The sequence below is a fragment of the Schaalia turicensis ACS-279-V-Col4 genome (assembly GCF_000296505.1).
GTDB lineage: Bacteria > Actinomycetota > Actinomycetes > Actinomycetales > Actinomycetaceae > Pauljensenia > Pauljensenia turicensis_A.
Genome location: NZ_JH815208.1, coordinates 635,214 through 660,982 on the forward strand (window position 1 = coordinate 635,214; position 25,769 = coordinate 660,982).

The 25,769-nt window shown below is 59.8% G+C and carries 21 protein-coding genes; 17 read left to right on the plus strand and 4 right to left on the minus strand.

Translation table 11 applies throughout. The features are described 5' to 3' along the window. Positions 1 to 8: 8 nt before the first annotated feature. From HMPREF9241_RS02780 to HMPREF9241_RS02800, 5 genes are read left to right on the plus strand one after another with little or no spacing between them, the layout of a single operon-like run. A complete protein-coding gene (locus HMPREF9241_RS02780) occupies positions 9 to 1,280 on the plus strand; it encodes an ABC transporter permease (protein ID WP_207326468.1) in 1,272 nt (423 codons plus the stop codon). Positions 1,281 to 1,285: 5 nt separating this feature from the next. Next, positions 1,286 to 2,449 (plus strand): ABC transporter permease, encoded by a 1,164-nt coding sequence (locus HMPREF9241_RS02785; protein WP_006680759.1) that lies wholly within the window; start codon positions 1,286 to 1,288, stop codon positions 2,447 to 2,449. 10 nt (positions 2,450 to 2,459) lie between these two features. Continuing rightward, a complete protein-coding gene (locus tag HMPREF9241_RS02790) occupies positions 2,460 to 3,200 on the plus strand; it encodes an ABC transporter ATP-binding protein (RefSeq protein WP_006680760.1) in 741 nt (246 codons plus the stop codon). Next, entirely contained in the window at positions 3,197 to 3,748 is a 552-nt protein-coding gene (locus HMPREF9241_RS02795) for an FMN-binding protein (RefSeq protein WP_006680761.1), read from the plus strand. The genes HMPREF9241_RS02790 and HMPREF9241_RS02795 overlap by 4 nt, the downstream gene beginning before the upstream one ends. A 2-nt stretch (positions 3,749 to 3,750) precedes the next feature. Continuing rightward, the gene (locus tag HMPREF9241_RS02800) at positions 3,751 to 4,839 is read left to right on the plus strand and encodes an FAD:protein FMN transferase (protein WP_006680762.1); all 1,089 of its coding nucleotides are present in this window, start codon (positions 3,751 to 3,753) and stop codon (positions 4,837 to 4,839) included. A 185-nt stretch (positions 4,840 to 5,024) separates the two neighbouring features. On the opposite strand, the gene HMPREF9241_RS02805 is transcribed toward HMPREF9241_RS02800, so the two are convergent. Beyond that, positions 5,025 to 8,216: an FAD-binding and (Fe-S)-binding domain-containing protein gene (locus HMPREF9241_RS02805; RefSeq protein WP_083856925.1), complete on the minus strand. Its 3,192-nt coding sequence runs from the start codon at positions 8,214 to 8,216 to the stop codon at positions 5,025 to 5,027. A 258-nt stretch (positions 8,217 to 8,474) separates the two neighbouring features. On the opposite strand from HMPREF9241_RS02805, the gene HMPREF9241_RS02810 reads away from it, so the two are divergent. After that, the gene (locus tag HMPREF9241_RS02810) at positions 8,475 to 9,725 is read left to right on the plus strand and encodes a hypothetical protein (RefSeq protein ID WP_006680765.1); all 1,251 of its coding nucleotides are present in this window, start codon (positions 8,475 to 8,477) and stop codon (positions 9,723 to 9,725) included. 38 nt (positions 9,726 to 9,763) lie between these two features. Here HMPREF9241_RS02810 and HMPREF9241_RS02815 read toward each other — a convergent pair whose 3' ends face one another. Beyond that, positions 9,764 to 10,951: an alpha/beta fold hydrolase gene (locus HMPREF9241_RS02815; protein WP_006680766.1), complete on the minus strand. Its 1,188-nt coding sequence runs from the start codon at positions 10,949 to 10,951 to the stop codon at positions 9,764 to 9,766. 506 nt (positions 10,952 to 11,457) lie between these two features. Here HMPREF9241_RS02815 and HMPREF9241_RS02820 point away from each other — a divergent pair. Next, positions 11,458 to 12,747 (plus strand): C40 family peptidase, encoded by a 1,290-nt coding sequence (locus HMPREF9241_RS02820; protein ID WP_006680768.1) that lies wholly within the window; start codon positions 11,458 to 11,460, stop codon positions 12,745 to 12,747. 107 nt (positions 12,748 to 12,854) lie between these two features. On the opposite strand, the gene HMPREF9241_RS02825 is transcribed toward HMPREF9241_RS02820, so the two are convergent. Further along, positions 12,855 to 13,346, minus strand: a complete 492-nt coding sequence (locus HMPREF9241_RS02825) for an inorganic diphosphatase (protein ID WP_040318497.1) — start codon at positions 13,344 to 13,346, stop codon at positions 12,855 to 12,857. A 107-nt stretch (positions 13,347 to 13,453) separates the two neighbouring features. On the opposite strand from HMPREF9241_RS02825, the gene HMPREF9241_RS02830 reads away from it, so the two are divergent. From HMPREF9241_RS02830 to HMPREF9241_RS02875, 10 genes are all read left to right on the plus strand, one after another. Further along, the gene (locus tag HMPREF9241_RS02830; protein WP_006680770.1) at positions 13,454 to 14,830 is read left to right on the plus strand and encodes a D-alanyl-D-alanine carboxypeptidase/D-alanyl-D-alanine-endopeptidase; all 1,377 of its coding nucleotides are present in this window, start codon (positions 13,454 to 13,456) and stop codon (positions 14,828 to 14,830) included. A 145-nt stretch (positions 14,831 to 14,975) separates the two neighbouring features. Continuing rightward, positions 14,976 to 15,812, plus strand: a complete 837-nt coding sequence (locus HMPREF9241_RS09385) for a hypothetical protein (protein WP_165544424.1) — start codon at positions 14,976 to 14,978, stop codon at positions 15,810 to 15,812. Beyond that, positions 15,805 to 16,935 carry a tRNA lysidine(34) synthetase TilS gene (gene tilS / locus HMPREF9241_RS02840; RefSeq protein WP_006680772.1) on the plus strand — a complete coding sequence of 377 codons (1,131 nt, stop codon included), beginning with the start codon at positions 15,805 to 15,807 and terminating at the stop codon, positions 16,933 to 16,935. The genes HMPREF9241_RS09385 and tilS overlap by 8 nt, the downstream gene beginning before the upstream one ends. A 132-nt stretch (positions 16,936 to 17,067) precedes the next feature. Continuing rightward, positions 17,068 to 17,622: a hypoxanthine phosphoribosyltransferase gene (hpt, locus tag HMPREF9241_RS02845; RefSeq protein ID WP_040318362.1), complete on the plus strand. Its 555-nt coding sequence runs from the start codon at positions 17,068 to 17,070 to the stop codon at positions 17,620 to 17,622. 84 nt (positions 17,623 to 17,706) lie between these two features. After that, positions 17,707 to 19,686, plus strand: coding sequence for an ATP-dependent zinc metalloprotease FtsH (ftsH, locus tag HMPREF9241_RS02850; protein ID WP_103632698.1), 1,980 nt, complete (start codon positions 17,707 to 17,709; stop codon positions 19,684 to 19,686). Beyond that, the gene (gene folE, locus HMPREF9241_RS02855) at positions 19,686 to 20,258 is read left to right on the plus strand and encodes a GTP cyclohydrolase I FolE (protein ID WP_006680775.1); all 573 of its coding nucleotides are present in this window, start codon (positions 19,686 to 19,688) and stop codon (positions 20,256 to 20,258) included. The genes ftsH and folE overlap by 1 nt, the downstream gene beginning before the upstream one ends. After that, the gene (gene folP, locus HMPREF9241_RS02860) at positions 20,255 to 21,082 is read left to right on the plus strand and encodes a dihydropteroate synthase (protein WP_006680776.1); all 828 of its coding nucleotides are present in this window, start codon (positions 20,255 to 20,257) and stop codon (positions 21,080 to 21,082) included. The genes folE and folP overlap by 4 nt, the downstream gene beginning before the upstream one ends. Next, positions 21,079 to 23,301, plus strand: coding sequence for a 2-amino-4-hydroxy-6-hydroxymethyldihydropteridine diphosphokinase (gene folK, locus HMPREF9241_RS08765; protein ID WP_006680777.1), 2,223 nt, complete (start codon positions 21,079 to 21,081; stop codon positions 23,299 to 23,301). Before folP ends, folK begins: the two co-directional genes overlap by 4 nt. After that, entirely contained in the window at positions 23,302 to 23,778 is a 477-nt protein-coding gene (locus tag HMPREF9241_RS02870; RefSeq protein ID WP_006680778.1) for a DUF3180 domain-containing protein, read from the plus strand. Between the two features lie 54 nt (positions 23,779 to 23,832). Beyond that, positions 23,833 to 24,567: a hypothetical protein gene (locus HMPREF9241_RS02875; protein WP_006680779.1), complete on the plus strand. Its 735-nt coding sequence runs from the start codon at positions 23,833 to 23,835 to the stop codon at positions 24,565 to 24,567. 125 nt (positions 24,568 to 24,692) lie between these two features. Here HMPREF9241_RS02875 and disA read toward each other — a convergent pair whose 3' ends face one another. Further along, complete coding sequence (gene disA, locus HMPREF9241_RS02880; protein WP_006680780.1) at positions 24,693 to 25,763, minus strand: DNA integrity scanning diadenylate cyclase DisA; 1,071 nt, start codon at positions 25,761 to 25,763, stop codon at positions 24,693 to 24,695. Positions 25,764 to 25,769 lie beyond the last annotated feature (6 nt).

Below are 25,769 nucleotides of genomic sequence, written 5' to 3' on the forward strand. Positions count from 1 at the left end.
ATCCCATGATGTTCCTGAGAATGCTGGTGGGGGCTCTGGCGCGCAGGGGCGAGCGTCACCTCCTCATCGCCGTGACGGTCGCCCTCGGCGCCGCCGTGGCCACGTCCATGCTCTCGGTGATGTTCGACGTCGGGGACAAAGTCAACCAGGAGTTGAAGTCCTACGGCGCGAACATCGTTGTGCGACCGCGCGGCGCGGCGGTCCTCCAGGACCTCTACGGCGCTCACTCCCCCGCGCAGACCTTCCTCCGCGAGGACGAGCTCGGCCGGATCAAGACGATCTTCTGGACGTACAACATCCTCGACTTCGCCCCGCTGCTGTCCGTCGACGCGGTCGGCCCCTCGGGGGAGCCCGTCGCGCTCACCGGGACCTGGTTCGATCACCACCTCGACCTGGAGACTGAGGAGACGCTCGATACCGGCCTCGACAAACTGCGGGCCTGGTGGACGGTTACCGGCCAGTGGGTCGCAGACGAGGACCCCGAGGGTGCGATGGTCGGTGAAGGCTACGCCGCGGCGCATGGCCTCGCCCTCGGCGATCCCCTGACCCTGAGCAGGGACGGGCGCTCCGTTGAGCTGAAGGTGCGCGGGATCTTCGAATCGGGCGACGAGGCCGATTCCGGCGTCTACGCGAACCTGGCTGTCGCCCAGGACCTTCTCGGAGAGCCCGGAGCCGTCAGCTCCGTCGAGGTGTCCGCCCTGACGACCCCGGACAACGACCTGGCGCGGAAGGCAGCGAAGAATCCGGAGTCCCTGTCCGTGTCCGAGCGTGAGACCTGGTACTGCACCGCCTACGTCTCCTCCATCGCCTACCAGATCGAAGAGGTCATGACCGATTCCGTGGCCAGGCCCGTTCGGCAGGTCGCCGAATCGGAGGGGACCATCCTGGAGAAGACGCAGCTCCTCATGCTCCTCGTCACCGTCCTCGCCCTCGTCGCCTCCGCGCTGGCCATCGCGAATCTCGTCACCGCGAACGTCATGGAGCGCTCCGGGGAGATCGGTCTGATGAAAGCGATCGGGGCGAAGAACCGCTCGATCATCGCCCTGCACCTCAGCGAGATCGCAGTGGTCGGCCTCGTCGGAGGGGCCCTCGGCTACGGGGGCGGGATCGGGCTCGCGCAGATCATCGGGCGGATCGTGTTCGGCGCCTCGATCTCCTTCACCCCGGTCGTCCTGGTACTCGTCTCGCTCCTCGTCCTGCTCGTCGTCCTCAGCGCGTCGATCCCGGCCATCCGCTACCTGCTGCGGCTCAACGCCGCGGAAGTCCTCCACGGAAGGTGAGAGAGATGAAGCGTCGCACAATGTTCTGGCGGATGGTCTCCTCGTCGATCCTGAGGAGGCGCTCCCGCGTCCTCATCGCCGTTCTGGCCGTCGCCATCGGCGCCACGACCCTGTCGGGCTTGGCGACCATCGCCCTGGAGGTCCCCGCTCAGCTCGCACGCGAGGTCCGCTCCTACGGCGCGAACCTCGTTGTCTCCCCCGTTTCGGGGAAGGACTCCATGAGCGCCGAGTCCCTCGAGGCGATCCCCTCCCTCGTGCCGAAGGGGGCCCTCGTCGGCTCGGCGGCCTTCGACTACGAGGCGATCAGCGTCAACGATCGGCCCTACGTCGCCGCAGGAGCCGATCTGGAGTCGGTGCGCGCGATGAACCCGTACTGGTACGTCGAGGGGGAGTGGCCGCAAGGACCCGACGAAGTGCTGATCGGCGAGGAGATCGCGGACACGATCGGCGCTTCGGTCGGGAAAAGGATCTCCGTCGTCCGCCTCGAGGAGGCGGACGAGCGCGCCCAGTCCGGTGGGGCCGAGGCGAAGACGAGCGTCGACTTCACCGTATCCGGGGTCCTCAAGACCGGGGGCACGCAGGACTCCTACATGTACATGACCTCGCAGGCGATCTCCGCCCTGACCGGCGTCGAGGCGCGCGCGACGGTCGCGGAGTACTCGATCGCTGTCGAGGGCCCGGTCCTGGAGGGCGTCGTCGCGGCCATCAACGACTCCGTGCCCGGAGTGTCGGCGCAGGCCGTCAAGCGCCTCGCGCAATCCGACTCCGGCGTCATCTCGATGCTGCGCTCCCTGCTTGTCATCATCGCCGGCATCGTCCTCGTCCTCACCCTGATCGGGGTGTCCACGACGATGGTCGCCATCGTCGCCGAAAGGCGCAACGAGATCGGCCTGCGCAAGGCCCTGGGCGCGACTTCGCGCTCCATCGCCCTCGAATTCATCGGCGAGGGTGTGCTCCTCGGTCTGATCGGCGGTCTGATCGGCGTCGTCCTCGGGTACGGTCTCGCCTCGGGGATCAGCTACAACGTGTTCCACCGGAGCATCTCCCTTCCGCCGTTGATCGCTCTCATCACGGTCCTCGCATCCGTGGCCGTCGCCGTCCTCGCCTGCCTGCCCCCGGTGCGCCGAGCCGCCGCCGTCGACCCCGCCCTCGTCCTACGTGGAGAATGAAGGAAGAATCATGACAGACACGATGCCGACGCCCCTTCTCGATCTGGAGGGGGTCTCGAAGATCTACGGCGACCTCCACGCGCTCGACGACGTCTCCTTGACCATCGGGCGTGGGGAATGGGTCTCCATCGTCGGGCCCTCCGGATCGGGCAAGACGACCCTGATGAACATCGTCGGGTGCATGGACACCGCGTCCAAGGGACGGGTCCGCCTCGACGGCCAGGACATCTCGGATCTCACGGGGGACGAGCTCACGGAGATCCGCCGCTCCACGATCGGGCTTGTATTCCAGCAGTTCCACCTCATCGGGCATCTCACTGCGCTGGAGAACATCATGGTCGCCCAGTACTACCACTCGATGCCCGACGAGAAGGAGGCGATGGAGGCCCTCGACAGGGTGGGCCTCGCCGATCGCGCCACCCATCTGCCCCGTCAGCTCTCCGGCGGCGAGCAGCAGAGGGTGTGTGTGGCGCGCGCGCTCATCAACTACCCGAAGCTCATCCTCGCCGATGAGCCGACCGGCAACCTCGATGAGACGAACGAGAGGATCGTCCTCGACCTGTTCGGGCGACTCCACGAGGAGGGCACGACCCTCATGGTCGTCACGCACGACGCCCTGGTCGCCGGCCGAGGCCAGCGCGAGATCGCCCTCGATCACGGGCGCATCTTCAAGGAGACGTGGCACGATCACGACGCGCTCGAGGCGGGGCTCGAGTCGGGAACGGGGAAGAGCAAGGTGGATCTGCGATGAACGCGAAGCGCGGGGCCCTGAGGGCCGGGATCGTGGGACTCGGCGCGATGATGCTCGCCGCATGCGCTTCCTCGCCGGGCGTCGACATGAGCGTGCCGATGAAGGACGGTGAGTGGAAGGGCCGTTCGAACGCGGACGATCAGGGGGCGATCGGGGTCATCACGATCACGGTCGAGGGTGGCGACATCACGAGCACGAGCTACGAGACCCTCCAGGCTAACGGAACGGACAAGGACGTCGACTACGGGAAGAGCTCCTCCGGGGAGGTCTTCAACGAGGACTACTACGAGAAGGCGCAGAGGGCCGTCGAATCCTTTGCGCGCTACTCGCAGGAGCTCACCGAGAAGGACGATCCCGCGAAGGTCGATGTCGTGTCGGGCGCGACCGTCGCGCACCGCCAGTTCATCCAGGCCGCGATCCGGGCGATCTCCGCGGCCCAGGGGGTCGACGACTCTGGGGCGAACGGCGTGGAGATCCCGGGGCTGGAGGAGTCGACCCGCATCGGGGACGCGGATCTCGACAAGGACCTCGGCGGGACGGACCGCTAGCGGTGGGGGAGCGTCCGCTCGTCGAATTCGAGGTCGGCGAGGGCGGGGGCGCGCGTTCCTGGCGAGTCTCCTTCCCGGCGATGGGCACGCGCGTTGACCTCATCGGTGCGGGCGGGGATCTTCCGCACATCACGCGCGGGGTGTGCCGACTGGTCGCCGAACGCGAAGCGCTGTGGTCCGTCTTCCGCCCAGACTCGGACGTCTCGAGGATCAACTCCGGCGAGGGGTGGTGCGAAGTCGATCCGCGCACGGATTCGCTGCTCCTCGATTCCCTGGCCCTGTCGGAGGTGACCGGCGGGGCCTTCACTCCGCTGGCGGGGGCACTCGCGCGCCTGTGGGATGTCAAGGGCGCTCGAAGGTCTTTCCTCGCGAGCGGGCGCGTGCCCGAGGCCCCGTCCCAGGAGGAGATCGACGGGGCGCTCCGCTCGTGTGATCCGGCGCTCTTGGAACGCGACGAGGCCGCTCGCTGGCGTCTCGCGCGGGCCGTGAACGGGGGAGCCTCCCCGTCGAGGGGACCGGCCCTCGACCTCGGCGCCATCGCGAAAGGGGCGACCGCCGACGCGGTGCGCGACGCGGTCGTGGCGGCCGGCGCCGAGGGGGTTCTCGTCTCCCTGGGCACATCGTCCATCGCCGCTTTCGGACGCCGGTGGGACGGGAGGCCGTGGACGGTCGGCCTGCGGGAGCCGGGCGCGGCGGAGAACGAGTGGACGGGTAGCGTCGAGCTCTCCTCCTCATCGGCTCTGTCGACCTCGGGCGACTACGCGCCCGCATCATTCGACGCCGGTCGCCCGTTCCCGGAGGCGCTCGCCCACGAGACCTTCGATCCGAGGACGGGACGGCCGAGCGAATCGGGCGTTCTCCAGGCGAGCGTGATCTGCGCGTCGGGAGTCATGGCGGAGGCGCTTTCAACGGCCCTCCTCGTCGCCGGGGAGGAATGCGTCGACGGTACCCGTTTGGACGTCTGGGGGAGGGCGAGGGGACTCTCGACCCGCTGGGAGAGCGTCGTCGCGCGCGGGGATGGGATCGCCTTCTCCGAGGGGGCGGGGTGGGTGCCGAAAGGGGCTCGAGGAACGGGCGGATCCGCGCTCTGATCTCGCGATTCGTCCGAAGGCGTTCTCGTTCACGTTATGGTACGCTCCCCTGCGTGCTGCTTTCGAAGTGCCCCAGGAACAGTCGCGGAAGGCTCGTCTCGATCGACGTGGATTCTGTGTATCGCCTCCGCCTCCAAGAGCTCGGCCTGAGGCCGGGAGCGCGTCGGTGTCTCCGCCGGGAGGGCTCAGTCGGCCTTCGGGCCGCACGCGAGGAGGGTCGCGAGGTGGACGCCACCGCGCTCGGCGAGTTGGCCGGCCTGCGTCCTGCAGGAGAATCCATCCGCCAGGTACACGGCATCCGGGTGCTCGCTGAGCGCAGGTAGCAACGACTGCTCTGCGACCGCGACGGAGACCTCGTAGTGTCCCTTCTCCATGCCGAAGTTGCCGGCCAAACCGCAACATCCCGATAGTTGAGTAACCGTCGCACCCAGACGATCCAGTAGCGCGCGATCCGCGTCCCACCCCATGACCGAGTAGTGGTGGCAGTGTGGCTGAGCCACAACTTCAACACCGCTCAGGTCTGGTAGGTTCAACTGTTCATCCGGGACGGTCGCCAGTAGCTCAGCAAGCGTCACAGTATCCTTCGAGACCATCGCCGAACGCGGGTCATCCGCTAGCAGATCCAGCAGGTCATCACGCAAAACAGCAGTACACGACGGCTCCACGCCCACGATCGGGATGCCGTTCGCCGCGAATGGCGCGAGCGTGTCCAGCAGAGTCGCCAGATGCTTCTTTGCGCCCTTCAGCTGGCCCGTCGTGATCCACGTGAGCCCGCAGCACACATCCGGCGCGACGATCACGGCAAAGCCGTTCGTTTCCAGTAGCTCGGTCAAAGCGCGTGCTCCCGTGTCGTCCAGTGTCTGCGAGAAGGAATCCGCCCACACCACCACATAGCGACGGCCATCCGGGTCTGTGGGGGAAATGGGTGTCGCCGATTTCCTGGTTTTGCTCATTGACGAGGCCGGTCGGCCTCCGCCCTGTGACAGCTGGTCGCCAGACGTGGAGGCGACCTCGTCAAGGGGGGAGAAAGCGGACGACACCATCGAAGTTGTGCCACGCTTACGTGCCCAGCGCGAGAACCTGCCCGACTGCAGAGGTGGCATCGGACGACGTGAATCCAACCCGATCAGCCCGAACGCCAGCCGGCGTAGCACATCCACGCCGAGGAGAGCGTTGCCGACCTTTGCCAAACCGGGGATCGACGCCGTCAGGCGCGTCCAGCGTGGCAACCAGCCCAGCGTGTAATGCGACAACGGACGAGCCTTCCCGCGGTAACGGCGGAACAGCGTCTCTGAACGGTACTTCGCCATGTCGACCCCGGCCGGGCAGTCCGAGGAGCACGCCTTGCATGCCAGGCAAAGGTCGAGGGCATCGAGGACTTCCGCAGAATCGATCGCCTGAATCAACTGGCCGTTCGCCGCATCCTGCAGGGTGCGGGCGCGGCCTCGAGTCACGTCCTTCTCGTCCTTCGTCGCCTTCCAACTCGGGCACATGAACGTCCCCGAAATACCCGCGCGACACTTGCCCACGCCCGTGCAACGGTGAATTGCGTTCGTGAAATCGCCGTGATCCTCGCGGAACGCGAAGCCACCATCGGCGGGCATTGAACGCGCCGCGGGACGACGAAGGAAATGATCCACCAGATCAACGCCCGGCTGCGGATCAACGCGCGAAGCCGAGACAGCAACAGCGGCCGGCTTCAGTGAATAGGCGTCACCTAAAGCATGGCGACGTTCGGTTGCGGTGGTCGGGCTCATCGGTGCAGTCAGCAAACCCGGATTCATCATGTTGTTCGGATCGAACAGAGCTTTCACCTGCGCAAACAAGTCCAGCATTGCCTGCGAATACATGAAGCGCAACAACTCCGTGCGAGCGCGACCATCACCGTGCTCACCCGACACAGACCCACCGTGCTTCGCGCACACGGTCGCCGCGCGCTCCAAGAAGCGACGAGTGTGGGCGACACCCTCGTCAGTGTCCAATGGGTAATCAAGACGAACGTGGACGCAGCCGTCACCGAAGTGACCGTAGAGCAGGCCGTCAATGTCAAACTCATCCATCAGAGCAGTGAAATCACGCAGGTACGCGCCCAATTTCGCGGGCGGAACCGCGGCATCTTCGAATCCTGGCCACCCCTGCTCATTGCCTGTGCCGGACGCCGGATCAAACGGCGTACGGCCACCAAGACCGGCACCATCAGCGCGAATACGCCACAAGCGACCCGCATCGTCACCCGGCGGGTAAATCGCGACCGAGTCGGTGGTGGCGCTCGCGACCAAAGCGTGAGCGCGTTCCAGAGAATCCTCTGGCGAGCTTCCGCCGACCTCGCACATCATCCAGGCTTCGCCCGGTGGCAGTTCGGGGACAGTGCCCGGGCCTCGGTGCTGGCGAACAACATCGACGAGGCGCTTATCCATACCCTCAACCGCCAGAGGATGATGCTCCAAAAGTGCGGGCACGTCGTCGGCAACGTCGATCATGTTCGGATAGCCGAGGACGACCAAAACGGGAGACGTTGGCAGGTCAACAAGGCGAACCGTGACCGATAGGATCGTGACCAGTGTGCCTTCGGTGCCCACCAGCATCGCGGCAAGATTACGGTGACCTTCCGGCGTCGCATGTTCCAGCGAATAGCCGGATACTTGGCGTCCGAAGGTGCCAAGCTCAGTGCGGATCAATGCCAGGTTCGCATCTACAAGCTCTGTCAGACCCGGAACTTCGGGAATATCGGGGGCATGCTCGGTGGTTGCCGTGAATCGACGTCCCAGCCCGTCGATGCATTCGAGGGACACGATGTTGTCAGCCGTACGCCCCCAAGCGGTCGCATGTGGGCCGCACGCGTTATTGCCAACCATGCCCGCGATCGTCGCGCGATTCTGGCTGGACGGATCAGGACCGAAACGTAGCCCAAAAGGGGCCGCCGCGGCCTGCAAAGTTGCCTGCACGCATCCGGGCTCAACGACAGCGGTCTTTGCCTTGGGATCAATGCTGACCACATGGTTCAAATAGCGGGTGAATTCGATAATGAGACCTGGGCCAACAGCGTTGCCGGAGCAGGATGTGCCACCACCGCGCGTCGTCACCGGAACGCCGAAGGTGCGCGCCACGGCAAGCGTTGCCTCGACATCCTCGATCGATTTCGGGAACACAATCGCCAACGGTGGAATGCGGTACAGGCCAGCATCCGTGGAAAAGCGCGCGCGAGATCCCGTCGACGTATCTATATCGCCGTCGACCGCTTCGGTCAGAGCCCGCAGAAACTCCGGATCGATCTGGCTTACCGCAGCTTGCCGTGTTGCCGTCCCATTTTTCGGGGCAGGATCGATCGGCGTTGATGAATGCCCGGTTGTAGGGGCTGGATCCCACGTGACGCTCATAGGTGAATCTTCGCATGAGCTAGCCTTTTCACTGCTTTGTCGCATACTTTTTGGCGCCAATGCGTGAATCTGTGTGTTCGCCACGTGGAACAGTCCGTGACGAGGCCCTGAATTTGAGGGGGAGCATAGGCCGTAATTTTTATTGAGCCCCTAGTTTTTGGGCAGTGTTATGCGCCTGCCAGATGTGAAACAATAGGGGGACACTGTCGCCTTTCTCGGCAAGGCGATATGTCCGGTCAATCCAGGGAGGAAACGCCAGTGGCTCTTTTCGAGTTCGACAACGGTCGTCTGGTTCCTGCGCAATTTGGGCGCCCATTGGATTCTGGTTTGACTGGCGACGTTATCGACGCTGTGTGTGGGCAGGTCTTGGAGATTGTTTCCCGCCCGCTTTTCCCAATTACTTGGCGGGATATTGTTCGCGGTTACGAAGAAGACGAAGATTCTCAACGCTTGACTGCCCTCGATGCGACGGGGCAAGTCGTCAGTGTTGAAGTGATTACATACCTTGATTCAGACACCCTCATTAGCTCTCTGTCGCGTTTGGCGGATACTGCTGCCCTGTCGTGGAGTGACTTGGCGCGCGAATACGACGGTGGTCTTGACGCGTTCCGTCATGGGTGGATGCAGTTCCGTGACGCTATGCCACCGTCGCCGGGTGCGGGCCCGCGCTTGATCGTTGTTACCGGCGAAATTGATCCGCAGGTTCGCCCCGCTCTGGACGTTCTGGCGAATTCTGGCGTGGAAGTTCACGAGGTTCAGGTTCGAGTGATGTCCAATGGACGCGTTTTCCTTGATGTTGTGCCCGTTGGCTCGCGCCTGTACATGCACTCGCCAGCCCTGTTGTCCCAAGGCTCCCAAGGCATCAGTGAAATCACGGCTTCCCTCGATGACTCCGGCCATGATGCGTCAGCATTGGAACAGGCACCTGAGAATGATCAACCGGCAGACGACGCGGAATTCATTGCTGCACCCGAAGAAATCGAAATGACGCTCGACGCTGGTGTCTCTGACTTTGTCAACGATGCACTTGCTCTTGTTGCCGGGGGAGTCCGCGCCAACCTTAATGAAACAGACGACGCGGATGGTTTCGACTCCATCGTTACGGATGCCCCGGCAACTAAAGATGAACGTGGCTTCGTTGAACCCGACGATATTCGCCAAGCTCGTGAAGATGGAGTGCCGATCCTAGATGCCACCGCATCGACTCTTCCTATTCTTGGAGCGATTATCGGCCAGGCAGTTCCCCTTGTTGCCCCTCCAACGTTCAAGGTGCCGTCCGACCTTCAACTTGGTGTCGATGGCATGATTCGAAGCGCGCTTGGACAGTGGAACGACGTCGATGAGCTTGAAGAGCTTCTTCCCAACTTTTCTGACGCCTGGAATAACCTCTACATCGCTGACCTTGCGGGACCAACACTTGCCGAGGCCCTTATAGAGGTCAATCGCGAAATGATCCGCGAATACCGCATCGTTCCCGCTTCTTCGGGCATGGGGAAACACGGGCGATGACCCGTATCTGACCGCTCACGGCCTAGTTGCCGGTTGGTTTACTCAACGGGCGTGACGAACGCTCCGATCCAACGTTTCATCGTTTGACGCACATTCGCGCGCACATCCGGGTCGGACAAGAATAGGTCGTGCTTGCCTGGGAAACGAGCAATCGTCACGCAATCAGCAAGATTCATTGAGCGTTCAGCAATCACCTCGACGTCCAAGACAACGTCAGAGGAAAAGATGCGTTCTGACCATTCTTCGCCCGTGTACGACGAGGTCGACATCATGGACAGAACCGGGCATGACAGGTGCACGTCGTTTTCGACCGTGTTGTGGCCATCCAAGATTGCGTCTAACCATGCGACGGGAATCGGATACGACTCCGGGCGCTTCCAGGCCAGCGCATACTCCCAGCCCTTCACCGCTGGATCGTCGGGATTGTCTGCGCACGCTTGTGGCACAGTCAGACCGGAGGTTGCCCAGCCTTGAGTCAGTGAACGCCCGTAGAAGCCGGGGCCACCGCCACCGGGAACTTCCCAGCGAGGGTTGCGTTGCGCGATCCGTTCTAGGACAGGCGCAACCGTCGTCCGTAGATTTGCTAGCGTTTGCATTTCTAACCACGCTGAATTCAAAACTAACGCGTCGAACGCGCCAGGGTGGCGATGCGCCCACAGCGTTGTGATCAAACCACCCGTTGAATGTCCCGACAGGATCAGGGGCAGATTTGGATTCTCTTCGGCAATGATGTCGAGTGCTTCGCCAATCTCCTCGTCGTAGACATTCAGGTTGTCCGTGTAGCCGATCGTTTGCCAGGGGCGAAGTGAACGACCGTATTTGCGCAGGTCAAGCGCATAGAAAGCGGAACCTGCTTCGGCGAACGTCTGCGCCAGCTCAGTCTGGAAGAAATAGTCGTTGCGCCCGTGTAGGTACAGGGTGACGCTCTTCGGGAATGCTTTCGCATTTTCGCTGACATCTGGGTCACGGTGGGGAAGATACTTCACCAGCGTTGCCACGTTGTCGCCCTCGGCATCTGCGATCAGTTCGATCGTCTGTGACTGATAAGCCGGCCCCAGGATGTCGGTGCGCCACTGGCCAACCGGAGCTGGTCCTTCTTCGCCCCAGGGGCTCATCACGTCATAGGTGGGTTCCCCATCTGAAGCGGCGAGACCCTCTAGGTGCTCACTGTCCGCGGCCGCTTCACGAGTGTGAAGTGTGCGTGTCTCGAGATCCTCGTCAGTCATACGACAACCCTACGAGGTTCCGCCAAGTCCGGCAGGACTTCCTGGTGGGCGGGAAGGTGTGCGTCATTCTGAGGACTTACTGCGCAAAAACGGAGACGCGCGACGGGATTTGACGGTGCGGCTCGGTCGAAAATTGCGCATCACCCGTCAGTGCGCGCTGGATGAGGCCGACCTTTGCGGCTGCGAGCGCATTGTCAACGTGACGGTTGAGGCGCAAGGCAAAGCGGTGTGCTACTTGCTCGGCGCGCTTTAGTGCTGGTGCTGAAAGTGACTGACCCGCAGTCAGCGAGGTATCCGTAAGATCACGTGTCCGCCTAAGAGGAGAAAAAGCGCTCTGTTCAGTCCAAGGACTTGTATGACGCGGGGGCGAGATGATGACCAAATATGTTGCTGATGTTGTCAATGTTGTAAATGGGAAAGATGTGAAAATAGTTGCAGGTGTTGCTTTTGTTGTTAAGAGTGACTACTCTCACCACAGGTGCACTGTCTGATGACGATGCTCGTATATGTTCCCGACGACAGGTGAAGTAGTGTTCAACCAGTCAAGACGTTCGCAGCGTCTCCGCTTCCGTGTAGGAGCAATGGTTCTGCTTGCCAGCATGGCGCTGATCGCCCCACAAATGGCGCAAGCTGCCCCCTCAGAAGCGGACATCGCCCGCGCGCAGGCAGAAGAAGAAGCTGCCAAGCTTTCAGTGGCTCAGATCGAAGTTCGCCTTGCATCAGTGAAGACTGAAGCCGATCAAGCATTTCAGGCCGCCCAGGTCGCAGCAGAAGATCTCAACGCAGCCAACATAGCTCTCGAAGAAGCCAAGAACACTGCCAGCTCAGCGCAAGCTGATGCTGATGAAGCAAAAGCGAACTTCGAAGCGGGCAAGAAAGAAATTGCCTCAGTCGCACAGACTGCGTACCGCGATGGCGGATCCGAAATGGATGCCCTTGCCCCCTACGTGAACGCGGATGGTCTGCGCACTGTTGAAACCAAGCAGGCATCAATCGAAGCTTTCTCCGCTTCAGCTGACGCAAAGATGCAACGCGTTGCTGCCCTTCAACAGGTCGCCAACGTCATGCAGAAAGCTGCCGACGAAGCAGTTGCTGCACAAACTGAAGCAACGGCTGAAGTACAGCGACGCACTGAAGCTGCGCAGGCGAGTGCCCAGAAGGCACTCGCTCTTCAAGAAACCACTGAGGCAACCCGCCAAGGTTACCTTGCTGAGCTCGCCCGCAAGCAGAACACCACGGTCGAACTGATCCAAGAACGCGAAGCGGCCCTTGAAGCAGAACGCGCAGCCGCCGCCGAAGCTGCGGCGCGTGCAGCGGCCGAGGAAGCTGCGCGACGTGAAGCAGCTCGCCAAGCTGAAGCGGCGGCGTCAGGCTCATCGTCGTGGACTCCGGAACCGTCATACGAACCGCCAGTCAGCTACCCCGGCTCCGGTGGCGCATCGACTGCTATCGCAACAGCGAAGAGCTACCTGGGCGTCCCCTACGTATGGGGTGGGGCGTCACGAGGTGGTGTTGACTGTTCGGGTCTCACTCAGATTGCGTGGGCATCAGCAGGTGTTTATCTTCCTCACTATTCCAAGTCGCAGTACGACTACGGAACCAAAGTGTCCTTCAATAACGCTCAACCCGGTGATTTGCTGTTCTGGTCGACCAACGGTTCGCAGTCCGGAATTTATCATGTTGCCATTTACTTAGGTGGCGGTAGCATGATCGAAGCACCGGCTCCGGGTAGTAGTGTCCGTATCACCTCAATCTGGGGTTGGAATCAGCTCATGCCGTACGTCGTGCGCTTCTGATACCGGTCATTCTGATCGAGGAATCGAAAGGAAGCTCAGAGCATCCAAAAAGAGGGGCGGGAATCGAGTTCAACTCGATTCCCGCCCCTCTTGAGGTTCAGGGAAGGTCAGTGGTCTTCTGCTGCCGTGAGGCGATCATAGGAACGCTGGATTTCAGCTTCGGCGTCTTCACGACCTACCCAGTGAGCGCCTTCAACGCTCTTGCCGGGCTCAAGATCCTTGTAGACCTCGAAGAAGTGCTGGATTTCAAGGCGGTGGAACTCCGACACATCATCGATGTCGGTACGCCATGAGGCGCGCTGGTCAGATGCGGGGACACACAGAACCTTGTCGTCACCGCCCTTTTCGTCGCGCATACGGAACATACCCAGAGCACGGCAACGAATCACACAACCGGGGAACGTGGGTTCTTCAAGCAGAACCAGCGCATCAAGCGGGTCGCCGTCTTCGCCGAGGGTGTCATCGATAAAACCGTAATCATCCGGATAACGCGTCGACGTGAAGAGCATGCGATCCAGACGGATACGCCCGGTCTCATGATCGATCTCGTACTTGTTTCTATTCCCCTTGGGAATTTCGATGGTCACGTCGAATTCCATCATGGTGAGCTCCTTCATCATCGAGACGGCCCTATGGGTGTCGGACCGCCTGCCTGCTACCCGAAACGCTACTGTTGAAACCAGTGTATTTAACCTCGAGGAGATCCATGCGTCACAGGACTGTTGGTGTGATTGTATGCGCTGTAGGCCTAGTTGCGGGTCTTGCTGCGTGCAACAGTGCCGATATTGGTGATAGTGCCTCGTCGGCCGCGCAAACGTCGTCAGATGTGCAAGCGACTCCGATTCCTGGATTTCCCGCTGAACAACCCCAATCCCTCTCGCCGGCAACACTCTCGCAAGGCGCTGAAGTATCTCCTGACGCTGTCGCAGCCGCCTGGGCATCTGTCACCCGAGCAGGCAGTGAAGGCCAGTACACGACATGGGGAAGCGTCCTTGACGCGCAAACGGGCACAGTTCTGCTGGATGCTGGAGCAAACCAAGGGCACACTCCCGCATCAATCACAAAAGTTCTGACAGCATTTACCGCACTCAATACCCTTGATCCCTCCTCAACGTTGAAGATGCGCGTTCAGCTTCAAGGCTCAGACATCTACCTGTCCTCCGATGGGGATCTACTTCTTGGCGCCGGCCCCTCGAACGCCAGTGAGGTCAATGGGCGAGCCGGCCTCGTCGATCTGGCAAACGAAACCGCGAAGAGGCTGGCCGAAGCTGGGTTGAGCGCAACCACCCTCTACTGGCAAGCCGATCCGTTTGTCGGCCCCGATCATTCCGCAGACTGGCTTTCTCAGGGTGTTGGTGAGTTCGAGGGACATGTTGGGGCGATGGCCATCGATGCTGGCAGGACAGTGCCTGACGCCTACTCCTTCTTTGATGACCCTGAAGCGCAAGTCGCGCAGGTGTTCGCGAACGCCCTGTATTCGGCCGGAATTGCGACAACCCTAGGCTCTGTTGCCACTGCCCCCGAAGGGGCGCAGAAGATCGCAGAAATCGACTCAGCAACGGTCGCTGAACAGGTCAGATGGATGCTTCACAACTCTGACAACACGCTTGCCGACCAATACTGTCGATTGAGTGCATCCGCCGCAGGACAAGAGACCTCGTACCAAGGAGCGGTCGCCACTCTTGCCACCACTGTCGCGAACGCGGGGCATCCTATTGACGGGCTGCGCCTAGACGACTGCTCGGGCCTGTCGAGCAACGACAGAATAGCCCCCTACACGCTGGCACATGTCATCCGATCGTCCGTTATGGGGTCGGGTGGCACGGCTGACCTGGTCCGTTCACTGCCGTGGTCCGGCCTTGACGGGACGATGACACGTCGTATGTCCAACTCTGCCGCCTGGGCAAACGCACAGGCCAAGACTGGTTCACTGTCGACGGTTTCGACCCTCGCTGGCGTCGTGTCGACCTCCAGCGGGCGACTGCTGGTCTACGTGATCGGCACGGAGAACGTTCCTGACGATGCAGCTGCGAACACTCGTCCCGCGTTGGATAAGTTCGTCGGCGCGCTTGCAGCTCTCTGACGCGCCAGGCCGTGTGGCCCTGAGGAGTGATGCCGTAGCTCTGAGACACGCCGGACGTGTGCCCGCACCACCTTTCCTCTATTCGCCCGTGCACGTTTCTCCGACTAAAAGGTCGGGACAGCACTTTCCTTTTAGACTTGGGGGCATGCAGGTACCTTTTGGCGCGTCCGCTATGGCGTCCGTGATGAATGCCTTGTCCTATGCTGGCCCGGCGACTCACTCGTCGAATGCCTATACGTGTGTTGCGATGCTGAAGAAAGCAACCGGGTGGGCAGATCGCAGGCTTGCCAAGTTGACCGGACTAGACGAAGCGGCTGATTGTGTAGTCAATCAGCCGACCTATGTGGTTGATCGTCATACCTTCGCCTCAATGGTCGCCAGGATCTATGACACGTCGATGCCCAACGAATCTCTGATGGATGTTGTCACTGGGGCAAGGATTACCCGCACACTCACAATGCACGCGACCGCCCTGTGGGATCCGACAACCAGCTCGCGTGTTCTGCTGGCTCCCAACGTTTTGGAACGCACCTACCGCTATTCCTTGGATCAGTCCCAATGGTGTAAGTGGGTCAATATGCATGCGGGTCTCTATGGCGTCATCTTGAGCGCCGCTCCCTTCCTCTGGAAACCGGATGGTGGGCTGGACGTTTTCATTGAACGACTCCTGCTTGCTGACGCTCTTGTCGACGCATGTATGGACACTCTGACGGCAAAGGACCTGTCCTCGGTGGAGTGGTTGCGCAGTCACGGGCCTCGTGTCTCTGTTCGTTCCCTGATTGACTACGTCGGAGTTGGCGAGCCAATCGACGAGAACCAGAACACTCATGTGCCTGACAATCCCAGCCGTGACGGTATTGAAGAATTTGCTCGATTCATCATCCACGGTGGGCATTTGCCACGACTGGTTGAAGACGAAGCGAACGTTCCTTCGGCTCACGAATGCGCAAACCCTGACGTGTGGACTATGCGCGTTGGCTGAAACACCCTCTCTTTCGTCGCGTATCGGCCCAAACCCCGGTGGCGGACTCGGCAGAGTATCGCGTGCCGTCTGGGCGTGTTTGAAGGAATTCCAGCCGGGCTCCGCTGTTGTTATCGGCTTGTCCGGTGGCGCCGATTCGTTGGCGCTCACCTTGTGTGCCCTAGATTGCGCCTCCCGCTTGGGACTCAACATTGTCACTGTGACTGTCGACCACGGAGTTCGCGCGGAATCAGCTGACGAGGCACGTGCCGTCGGAGACCTTGCCCGATCCTATGGAGCCGACTCCCGCGTTGTGCGGGTCGCGCTCGCGGATAAAGGAGGTCCTGAAGGTGCTGGGCGCGAGGCGCGTCGTGAGGTGCTCGCGCGGGTGGCGCGTTCCTACGATGCTCCGATTCTGCTGGGGCATACGTTGGACGATCAGGCGGAAACGGTTCTCCTGCGCCTGGGACGAGGCTCGGGAGCGCATTCGCTACGTGCGATGCGTCAAGATGCGACCGACCGCGAGGGGATCAGGTGGATTCGTCCCCTGCTACATCTGCGTCGAGCCGACACGATCGCTACCTGTCAGGCGCTTGCAGTTAGCTTTGTTGATGATCCGACGAACTATCCCGATGGTCCTTGGAAAGCCGCCGACGGGTCTCCTCTTCGCCGATCTGCTCTGCGTCACCGTGCGATTCCGCTACTGGGGGAGGCACTCGGTAGTGACCCTGCGCTTGCCCTAGCGCGCACGGCGACCCTTGTGGCGCGTGACGATGATGCTCTGAACCAATGGGCTGATAGAGAGTGGGCGCGCGTGAAAGTGACGCTAGAACGCCCCGTTTCGCTTTCCCCCATCGACGAGGCCACCCACACGTATCCCGCGGCGCACACTCAAACGGTGGCTCTTACAGTCGAACCTTTGAAATCACTTCCGCAAGCTGTCAGAACCCGCATCATTCGACGCTTCCTTATCGAATGTGGAGCTGACGAATCAAAGCTCGCTATGACCCACATTGATCGCGTCGACAACCTTGTCGTGAATTGGCACGGTCAGAAGGAAATTGAGGTGCCCTCACTGGCCATTTTTCGGCTAAAAGATAAAGAAAATGGGGCCAGCCTCGTCCCATTTCTTCGCACTCACTAGCGTCGAACCTCAGTGGCACGTTCGCCCTAAGGTGACAAAGAACGTGATGGATCGCGTCAGGCGGGCACATGTGGCAATCTTGATGGTAGGGCGCTTCTCGAATTGGGGGCGCATTCACGGAAAGAAGATGACGTGGACGCACAGGATATGGGCGACGACCTGCAGGAAATTCTGGTCACGGCAGAGCAGCTTGACCAGCGCCTGAGCGAAATGGCCGCGCAAATTGACGCGGATTATCAAGGCAAAGAAATCCTCATGGTTGGCGTCCTTCGTGGCGCTGTCATGGTGATGGCTGACCTGTCACGCAAACTGCACACTCCGCTGGAAATGGACTGGATGGCCGTGTCCTCGTATGGCAGTGGTACTAAGTCGTCGGGTGTTGTCCGGATCCTGAAGGACCTAGACCACGATGTGAATGGTCGCGACGTGTTGATCGTTGAAGACATCATCGACTCCGGCCTGACCCTTGCGTGGTTGAAGACCAACCTTGAATCGCGTGGCGCGAAGAGTGTGAAGATCGCCACCGCCCTGCGCAAGCCGGAAGCAATGAAGGTTGACGTGGAAGTTTCCTACGTCGGTTTCGACATTCCTGATGAATTCGTCGTCGGATACGGCCTCGACTACGCCGAAAAGTACAGGAATCTGCCGTTCGTTGGAACGCTCAAGCCGTCCGTGTACTCACACTGATCTATCGCATTACTTCAAAGGAAACTTGTGGCTGAAAAGGCAAAGAAGAAGCGAGTTCGCTGGACTGGAATCATCGTCCCTTTCATGATTTTCATGATCGGTGGATGGTTCCTCTGGCAGTACTTCCAACCGCGCGCAGTTGACACGTCCGAGGGCCTCGAAATCCTCAAGGGTGAAACCGTGTCACGCGTTGTCCTGAACGAGGGCACCCAGCAGGTCAACCTGACGCTGACGCAGGACTACACACACGAGGCCACCGGCCTGGGGGATAGGACTCGCAATCTGGGTAAGAACGTCTACTTCACGTACTCGTACACCCAGACCGAAGAGATTCTTACCACGGTCACTGAAAAGGCCCCCGTAAAGGGATGGAACGCCATTCGTCCCCAGGGGTCAGCCATTTCTGCCGTCCTACAGATGGTCATCCCCATCCTGATCCTGATGCTCGCCTTCTGGTTCTTGATGTCCAGATTGTCCGGCTCGCGGATGATGGGCGGATTCGCCCAATCCAAGGCAAAGGAATTTAACCAGGAACGCCCCGACATCTCTTTTGCTGACGTTGCCGGAGAAGACGAGGCCGTCGAAGAACTCGAAGAAATCCGCGAATTCTTGGCTTCGCCTGACAAGTTCCACAAGGTTGGTGCACGCATCCCGCGTGGTGTTCTGCTCTACGGTCCTCCCGGAACCGGCAAGACCCTGCTGGCCAAGGCGGTCGCAGGTGAAGCGCACGCCCCGTTCTTCTCAATCTCCGGTTCGGAGTTCATGGAACTCTACGTCGGCGTCGGTGCATCTCGTGTTCGCGACCTGTTCGAGCGCGCCAAGAAGGCGGCTCCCGCGATCATCTTCGTCGACGAAATCGACGCAGTTGGTCGCCACCGTGGCTCCGGCATTGGCGGTGGCAACGACGAACGTGAACAGACTCTGAACCAGTTGCTGGTTGAAATGGACGGCTTCGACGAGCGTGCGAACATCATCATGATCGCTGCAACGAACCGCCCTGACATTCTGGATCCGGCTCTTCTTCGCCCGGGTCGTTTTGACCGTCAGATCGCTGTTGAAGCTCCCGACTTGAAGGGCCGCGAAGCCATCCTGAAGGTCCACGCTGGTGGCAAGCCCATGACCAACGACGTTGATCTGCGCCAGATCGCGAAGCGCACCCCTGGTTTCACCGGCGCTGACTTGGCCAACGTTCTGAACGAAGCAGCCCTGCTGACAGCGCGCTCGAACGCGGACCTGATCGACAATCGTGCGATTGACGAAGCAATCGATCGCGTGATTGCCGGCCCGCAGAAGCGCACCCGCGTGATGAATGACCATGACAAGGCTGTTACCGCCTACCACGAGGGTGGTCACGCACTCTGCGCCGCAGCGTTGCGCTATACCGACCCAGTCACGAAAGTGACGATCCTGCCGCGTGGTCGCGCGCTCGGCTACACCATGGTCATGCCGACCGAAGACCGCTTCAACCACACGCGCAACCAGCTCCTCGATGAACTGGTGTACGCAATGGGTGGTCGCGTAGCCGAAGAACTCATCTTCCGCGATCCGTCGACGGGCCCGGCAAACGACATCCAGCAGGCCACCAAGACCGCACGCGCCATGATCACTGATTACGGTATGTCTGAGCGCGTGGGTCTGGTCAAGCTTGGCACCACCGACACCGAAGCTTTCGGTCACGGCGGTGGCTCTGAAGCTCGCCCCTACTCTAACGAGATGGCTGGCATCATCGACGATGAAGTTCGCCTACTCTTGGATGGCGCTATGCGCGAAGCATGGGAGATTCTGACCAAGAACCGCGATGTCTTGGACACCCTTGCCCAGCGCCTACTGGACGAAGAGACCCTGGATGAAGCTCAGCTTGCTGAAATCTTCAAGGATGTCGTTAAGCAGGATGAGCGCCCCGTTTGGAACTACGGCGCGGATGCCGCTATTGAAGGTGCTCGCTTGGGTAACCCCGTGGGTATTCCCTCGGCTCAGACTCCCACTGCGCCGGCCCAGCAAGCTGACCGTGTTGAAGAGGCCCCGGCCTCGTCCACGAACGAAAGCCAAGCAGGGGAGAACTGATGGCGTACGACGCGGCCGGCGTGGAAAAAGCGTCGCGCGACCTGCTGATTGCGATCGGCGAGGACCCGACGCGCGAAGGTATGGCAGGTACTCCTGAACGGATGGCGCGCGCATGGCGTGAAATGCTCTCTGGCTTGGAAGAAGATCCGCGCGACTACCTGCGTACTCAGTTTGAGGCGGGAACGGACGAACTTGTCCTAGTCCGCGACATCACCTTCCACTCTATCTGCGAACACCACCTGCTCCCCTTCTACGGTCGTGCACACGTCGGTTATATTCCGTGCGGTGGCAAGGTCACTGGCCTGTCGAAGCTCGCACGTGTCGTCGAAGGCTACGCGCGTCGCCCTCAGGTTCAAGAACGCCTGACCGCGCAGATCGCGGACGCCATCGACGAGGTCCTTTGCCCCCAGGGAGTCATCGTCGTTATGGAAGCAGAGCATATGTGCATGTCCATGCGTGGCATCACGAAGCCCGGGTCTTCCACTGTTACCAGTGCACTGCGCGGAATCATGAATGACGGAACGACACGCGCTGAGATGATGGCTCTCGTCCTTGGAGGTGATCGTTCGTGAATCTCCGCGGTCCGCTTCTGCCTGATGGCCGTACGCTTGGGGGCGAAAACACGCTGGTCATGGGCATCCTCAACGTCACTCCCGACTCTTTTTCAGACGGCGGGAAATGGGCGCACGTGGATGCCGCGATCGAACATGCGCACCAGATGATCGCCGAAGGGGCTACGCTGGTCGACATTGGTGGCGAGTCCACCGCTCCCGGGTCAACGCGGATCGATACGGACGAAGAGTGGAAACGCATTGGTCCCGTCGTTTCATCGCTGGCTGAAGATGGGATCGTTTGCTCGGTTGATACGTTGCACGCTGTGAGCGCGGTGCGTGCCATGGAAGCTGGGGCGCTGATCATTAACGATGTGTCCGGTGGTGGCTGGGATCCGCAGATGCTCTCGGTTGTTGCGGATACGAAGGCAGGTTTCATTCTTCAGCACTATCGTGCGCTTCCCGGAATGCCTGGTGAACACTTCGACTACGGCTCCGACTTGATGGCAACACTGTCGGAGCGTCTGATGCACCAGGTTGATCTGGCTCTGGATGCCGGCGTGAGTGGCGATGCAATTGTCATTGATCCCGGTCTCGGATTCTCGCTGACGAACGAACAATGCTGGCAGATTGTGCGTTCTCTAGGGGAACTGACCGCACTGGGCTACCCTATTCTTATCGGCGCGTCCCGTAAGCGTTTCATCAAAGCGACTGGGCGGGACATGGACGAAGAAACTGGTCGGATCAGTGTGACGTGCATGCGTAACAGTGTGTGGGCGGTTCGCGTTCACAACGTTGGCTTGAATGTTGCCATGATGCGTGAAGGAAATGAGGAAACGCGATGAGCTCGCCGCTTGACGTCATCACTTTGCGTGGTCTGCACGTTGAGGCTGCTCACGGTGTATTTGACTTCGAGCATGACGCGCCCCAGCCGTTTATCGTCGACTGTGCCCTGTGGGTGGATACGTCCGCTTCCTCATCGTCAGATGATATCGCCGACACTGTGTCGTATGCGCTGGTCGCGGATGAAATCACGTCGATTGTTTCAGGTCCCTCCGTGAAGCTGATCGAGACCCTCGGCAATGCGATTGCGAGGCGTCTTTTGCGCTTGGCTCACGTCCTCGGCGTTGAAGTGACGGTTCACAAGCCCCAGGCCCCGCTTGAACAGCCATTTGTGGATGTGTCGGTGACGGTTCGTCGCGGGCAGGTTCCGCTTGCTGTGCCGTCATCTGCATCTTCGTCTCCTGATGTGTCCGCGTCAGCTGGCGTGTCAGATTCTGCCCGGGATCGTTCCTTTATCGACGAGGCCGGCCACCCCGGCTCAGTCGCTACTGGCGGTGATATGGCCGATGATGATCGGCTCGCGAACCTGAGCGAATCGGCGTCTGTCGTGGACACGGATTCTTCTTCGCCGCGACCTTCGGCTTTGGTTCCTGTCCTTGCCCTTGATTCCGAGGTAGACGAGGTAGCCGATCAGGGTGAGGATTGTCCGGCATCGCCCGTCCGAGTGGTCTTGGCATTGGGCGGAAATATTGGTGACGTGCCGTCAACCTTCGCTTCGGCAATCGAAGCGTTGATTGATGATGCGCGTTTCGACGTTGTGAACGTATCGCCGATCCTACGCACACTTCCTGTTTTGAACGAGAACCAGGAGCCGCAGAGTGACTACTGGAATGCTGTCGTACTGGTTGATACAGATTTGACCCCGCGCGAGGTCCTCGACGTTGCCCACGAACTTGAGGACGCAGCTGGGCGCGAACGTAGCGAGCACTGGGGTGCGCGCACGCTGGACATTGACATTGTCGATTACGCGGGTATTTCATACGACGATGGCGTGCTTGTTCTTCCGCATATTCGCGCGCATTCTCGTGCTTTTGTTCTCGCTCCTTGGCTGATGGCTGATTCTTCGGCCCAGCTTGATGGGGTGGAAGTTGAAAAGCTTTTCAACGATGCCTCGGACAAAGATGGCATCATTGACGCGGTTGAAGATTGGCTGATGGACCCAGCGTCCGTGATCGCTGAGTCGGATGAGTGTCTGAATGCTACTTCGTCTGCTCGTGTCTCTTCGATTGTGGATCTCGAAGAGACACGTTCGGCTGACGCGATGCCTGAATCGGAGTCTGAGCTTCGGCAGGACTCTGCTGTTGGCGTTGATGCTGAGTCTCAGACGCCACGTGTTCCGAGCTTGTATGACTTGGATCTGTCGGATCTGTCGGTCGCGTTAGCTGCTCCTCCGACTCTTGAAGGTGAAGAGACTCGTCTTGACCGTATGCCGGCTATCTCTCGCGTGAATCTGCAACCGGATAAGGGAGCAGATGACAAACTCTGGAACGCGTTGTGGGCCAAGTGGTCGCTGAGCCGGGCCGACGAGGCCTTAGAAACCGTTGCTGAGCAGGACGAAGCTGACACTCAGTACCAGGAAGAATCTGGCGATATCGTCGAGGTGCCTGAGCTGGACGTTGATAATCCGGTGATGCTTGATCAGGACAACTTGGTCGAAGGGAACGAAACAGAATCGGAATCGCCCGTCGAGATGAGCGACGAGGCTTCTATTCCTCCTAACGTGGATGCGCAGGAAGAATCTGTTGCGGATGCTGATGCAGACGTTCATGACGACGAAGAAACATCAGCGGGTGAAGAGGCTGGCCGGGAGTCAGAACCTGTTTCCAAGTCGACGTCTTCCCATCGTCTGCAGGGGTTTGGACGCTCACTGAAGTGGTTCCCACTGTTCCCGCGTGACGAAGCCCAAGAACTGAACCCGACCGAAGATCGTGTGCCTGAAAACGCTCGCAAGGGTGAGGTTCGGCCGACGTCACGTGCTCTTCCGAGTTGGGATTTCGCTCATCGTGAGGTACGTATTGTTGACGAACCAAGCCCCGTCGATGCTCTTTCGTCATCTGGGGCCGTTCAGCGACGTTCAATCGTTGATCCTCAGCTACCGGCAGATGCGCTTCGCGGTCCGATCGATGACTCTGAAGTAACGAAGACATCGATCATCCGCAAGCTTGTGGTTCGTCCCTCTTCAACTGGACACATTCCACTGACTAAAGATCAGGGTGAGTGAATGAAACCCGTTTCGTTACCTCGTCTGATTGGGTACGCAATCATTGCGTTGCTCTTGGTGGGCGTGATCGGAATGGGTGTTGTCATCATGGGTGGCACTCCACTTGAAGTCACTCCGATGATCATGGTGCTTGAACTTTTCCTTGCGCTCATGCTGATCTGGTCGGGTATTCATGTGAAGCGCTATCTTGCTCACCGTAAAACCTGGGTGAACGCGCTCAATGCGTTGCGTATCGCCGTGGCAGCCCGCGCCAGCGCGTATGTTTCATCAATCGTCACGGGTACGCTTATCGCTCTCATGCTCATTTCGATGGCACGTATTGGGGCTCCAGCAATGGTTGCCAATGCTGTGATTTCTGGGTTGAGCGCCGTTGCGGGAATCATTTGGTGCGTGTGTGCGGTTATCGTTGAACGCTGGTGCGTCATCGATGCTGACGATGATCCGGAGCATCACAGCCCGAATGTCAGCCCCGCCTGATTCGACGAACCACACGTTTTTGCCTGCTTTTACTTCATAAGGAGGAATTCGGCGATGGGCTCATCTTCCACAGCACCTCGGCCTCAGCCTGCGAAGAAGCGCGTGAAAAAAGTGAATCTCTGGCCGCGACGTATCATCACGGGCACGGGTCTTCTTCTGATTATTGCTCTGCTTGGGTGGGGCATCTATTCGCTCGTCATGATGGCAACAGATGCAACGAAGAAGCAGGTGGAAGGACCTCAGTCGATTTCGGTATACACCGAAGAGACGGTGCAATCTGGTGATGGTGAGATTCGTCTTCGCTCAACCGATAAGGTCACCAAGGATGGGATTATTGCTGCCGATGATTCGGTGACGATCCCTCGCTGTACTTCGGCCGCGATTAAGTATCAGGCATCGACGACGGATACGAACGAGGGCGCTGGCGAGGAAGTCAGTGTTATCGTGAAAAATGAGGGAAATATTTCCTGCTGGACAACCTTCGGGCAGGTTTCACTCAAGATCACCAGTGGTGACCAGCTGATTTATGATTCAGCGCAGTGTTCTGCGTTCGATGAGACGGCGACGAAGCTGGTATTGGCCCCTGACCTTGAATGGGCTACCAGTATCACGTGGGATGGGCGTCATCACTTAGGCGGATGCGTTGAGCTTGCTGAGGGGGAAGAAACCAGTTCGGCACCGGTTGCCGCTGCGGGAACCTATAACGCTCAGCTGTATGTGGGAGCTCGCTCGGTAACGGATAAGAGTGCGTTTGTTGTGATTGCCCCCGAACCGGATCCTGCTGCGTAGGGCTCAGCAGGATCGTCGAGCCTGAGAAAACCTCGCAGAATGAACTGAAGGTGAAAAGTCTGTCGGTTCAACAGTTACTTCGCCAGAGGGCTTATGCAGTTTGGAGTAGTGCTCAATTCGAAGAATTACCAGCCGACAATTCCGTTTGCGGCAACCTGGGCTTGGTGTTCCAAACTGTCGCGAATCAAGCGTGCGCGGTAGGGGCCGATTCCTTCGATGCTCTGGAGTTCGTCCACGGAAGCTCCACGTAGAGATGCGAATGAATCCCAGTGGGTGGTCAGTTCTTTGATGACGCTCCACGGAAGATGCGGAACCAACGACAGCGAACGAATACCACGAGGTTGGATCTCACGGTCGAGGTCAGCGACCTCAAAGACGGACAGGCCAAGAACGTTAGCGATTACTGCCAGGTCGACGAGCTTTTCACTGGGCATATCCGACAGATGCTTTTCGACCGAAGCAACATTTGCTTGATCGCGAATGTAATCGCGCATCACCAGCGCACGTTCGGATGCGGAGCCTCGGATCAGATCATCAAGCTGCAGCGCAAGTAGTCGACCTTCCGAACCGAGTTCTTCAAGATAACCATTAATTTCGGATGTGATCCTGCGGATCATTTCCATGCGCTGCATAACGGTTGCGACATCACGAACGGTCGCAGAATCGCGCATCTCAAGAACGGTCAGAGTCTGGAGGACCTCGTCAAGACGCTGCGAGTAGCGGTCCAATGTGTCGACGGCCAGGTTTGCGCGTGCCAGCAGAGATTCAGGCTCTTCAACCAAGTGGTGATGAGGTCCAACGTAGATGGAAATCATGCGCATCGACGCCGAGAGTGACAGGACAGGCAAGTGTGTTTGGCGGGCGGTACGCTGAGCCGTGCGGTGGCGCATACCGGATTCTTCCGTCGGAATCGACGGGTCTGGAAGTAGCTGGACGTTCGCCTTTCGGATCTGCCAGTTGTTTTTGTCCAAGATGACAGCGCCGTCCATCTTGCAGAGTTCGCGAAGACGCGAGGCGCTGAAAGGAATATCGAGATCGAAGCCGCCCGAACACATGGCTTCAATTTCAGGCGTGTATCCGAGCACGATCAACGCCCCTGTGTGCGAACGCTTAATGCGTTCAAGTCCCTCGCGGAGGTCTGTGCCTGGAGCAACAGCCTGCAGGGCTTCACGGAGAGTTACGGAATCGTCGGTCATCGCTCG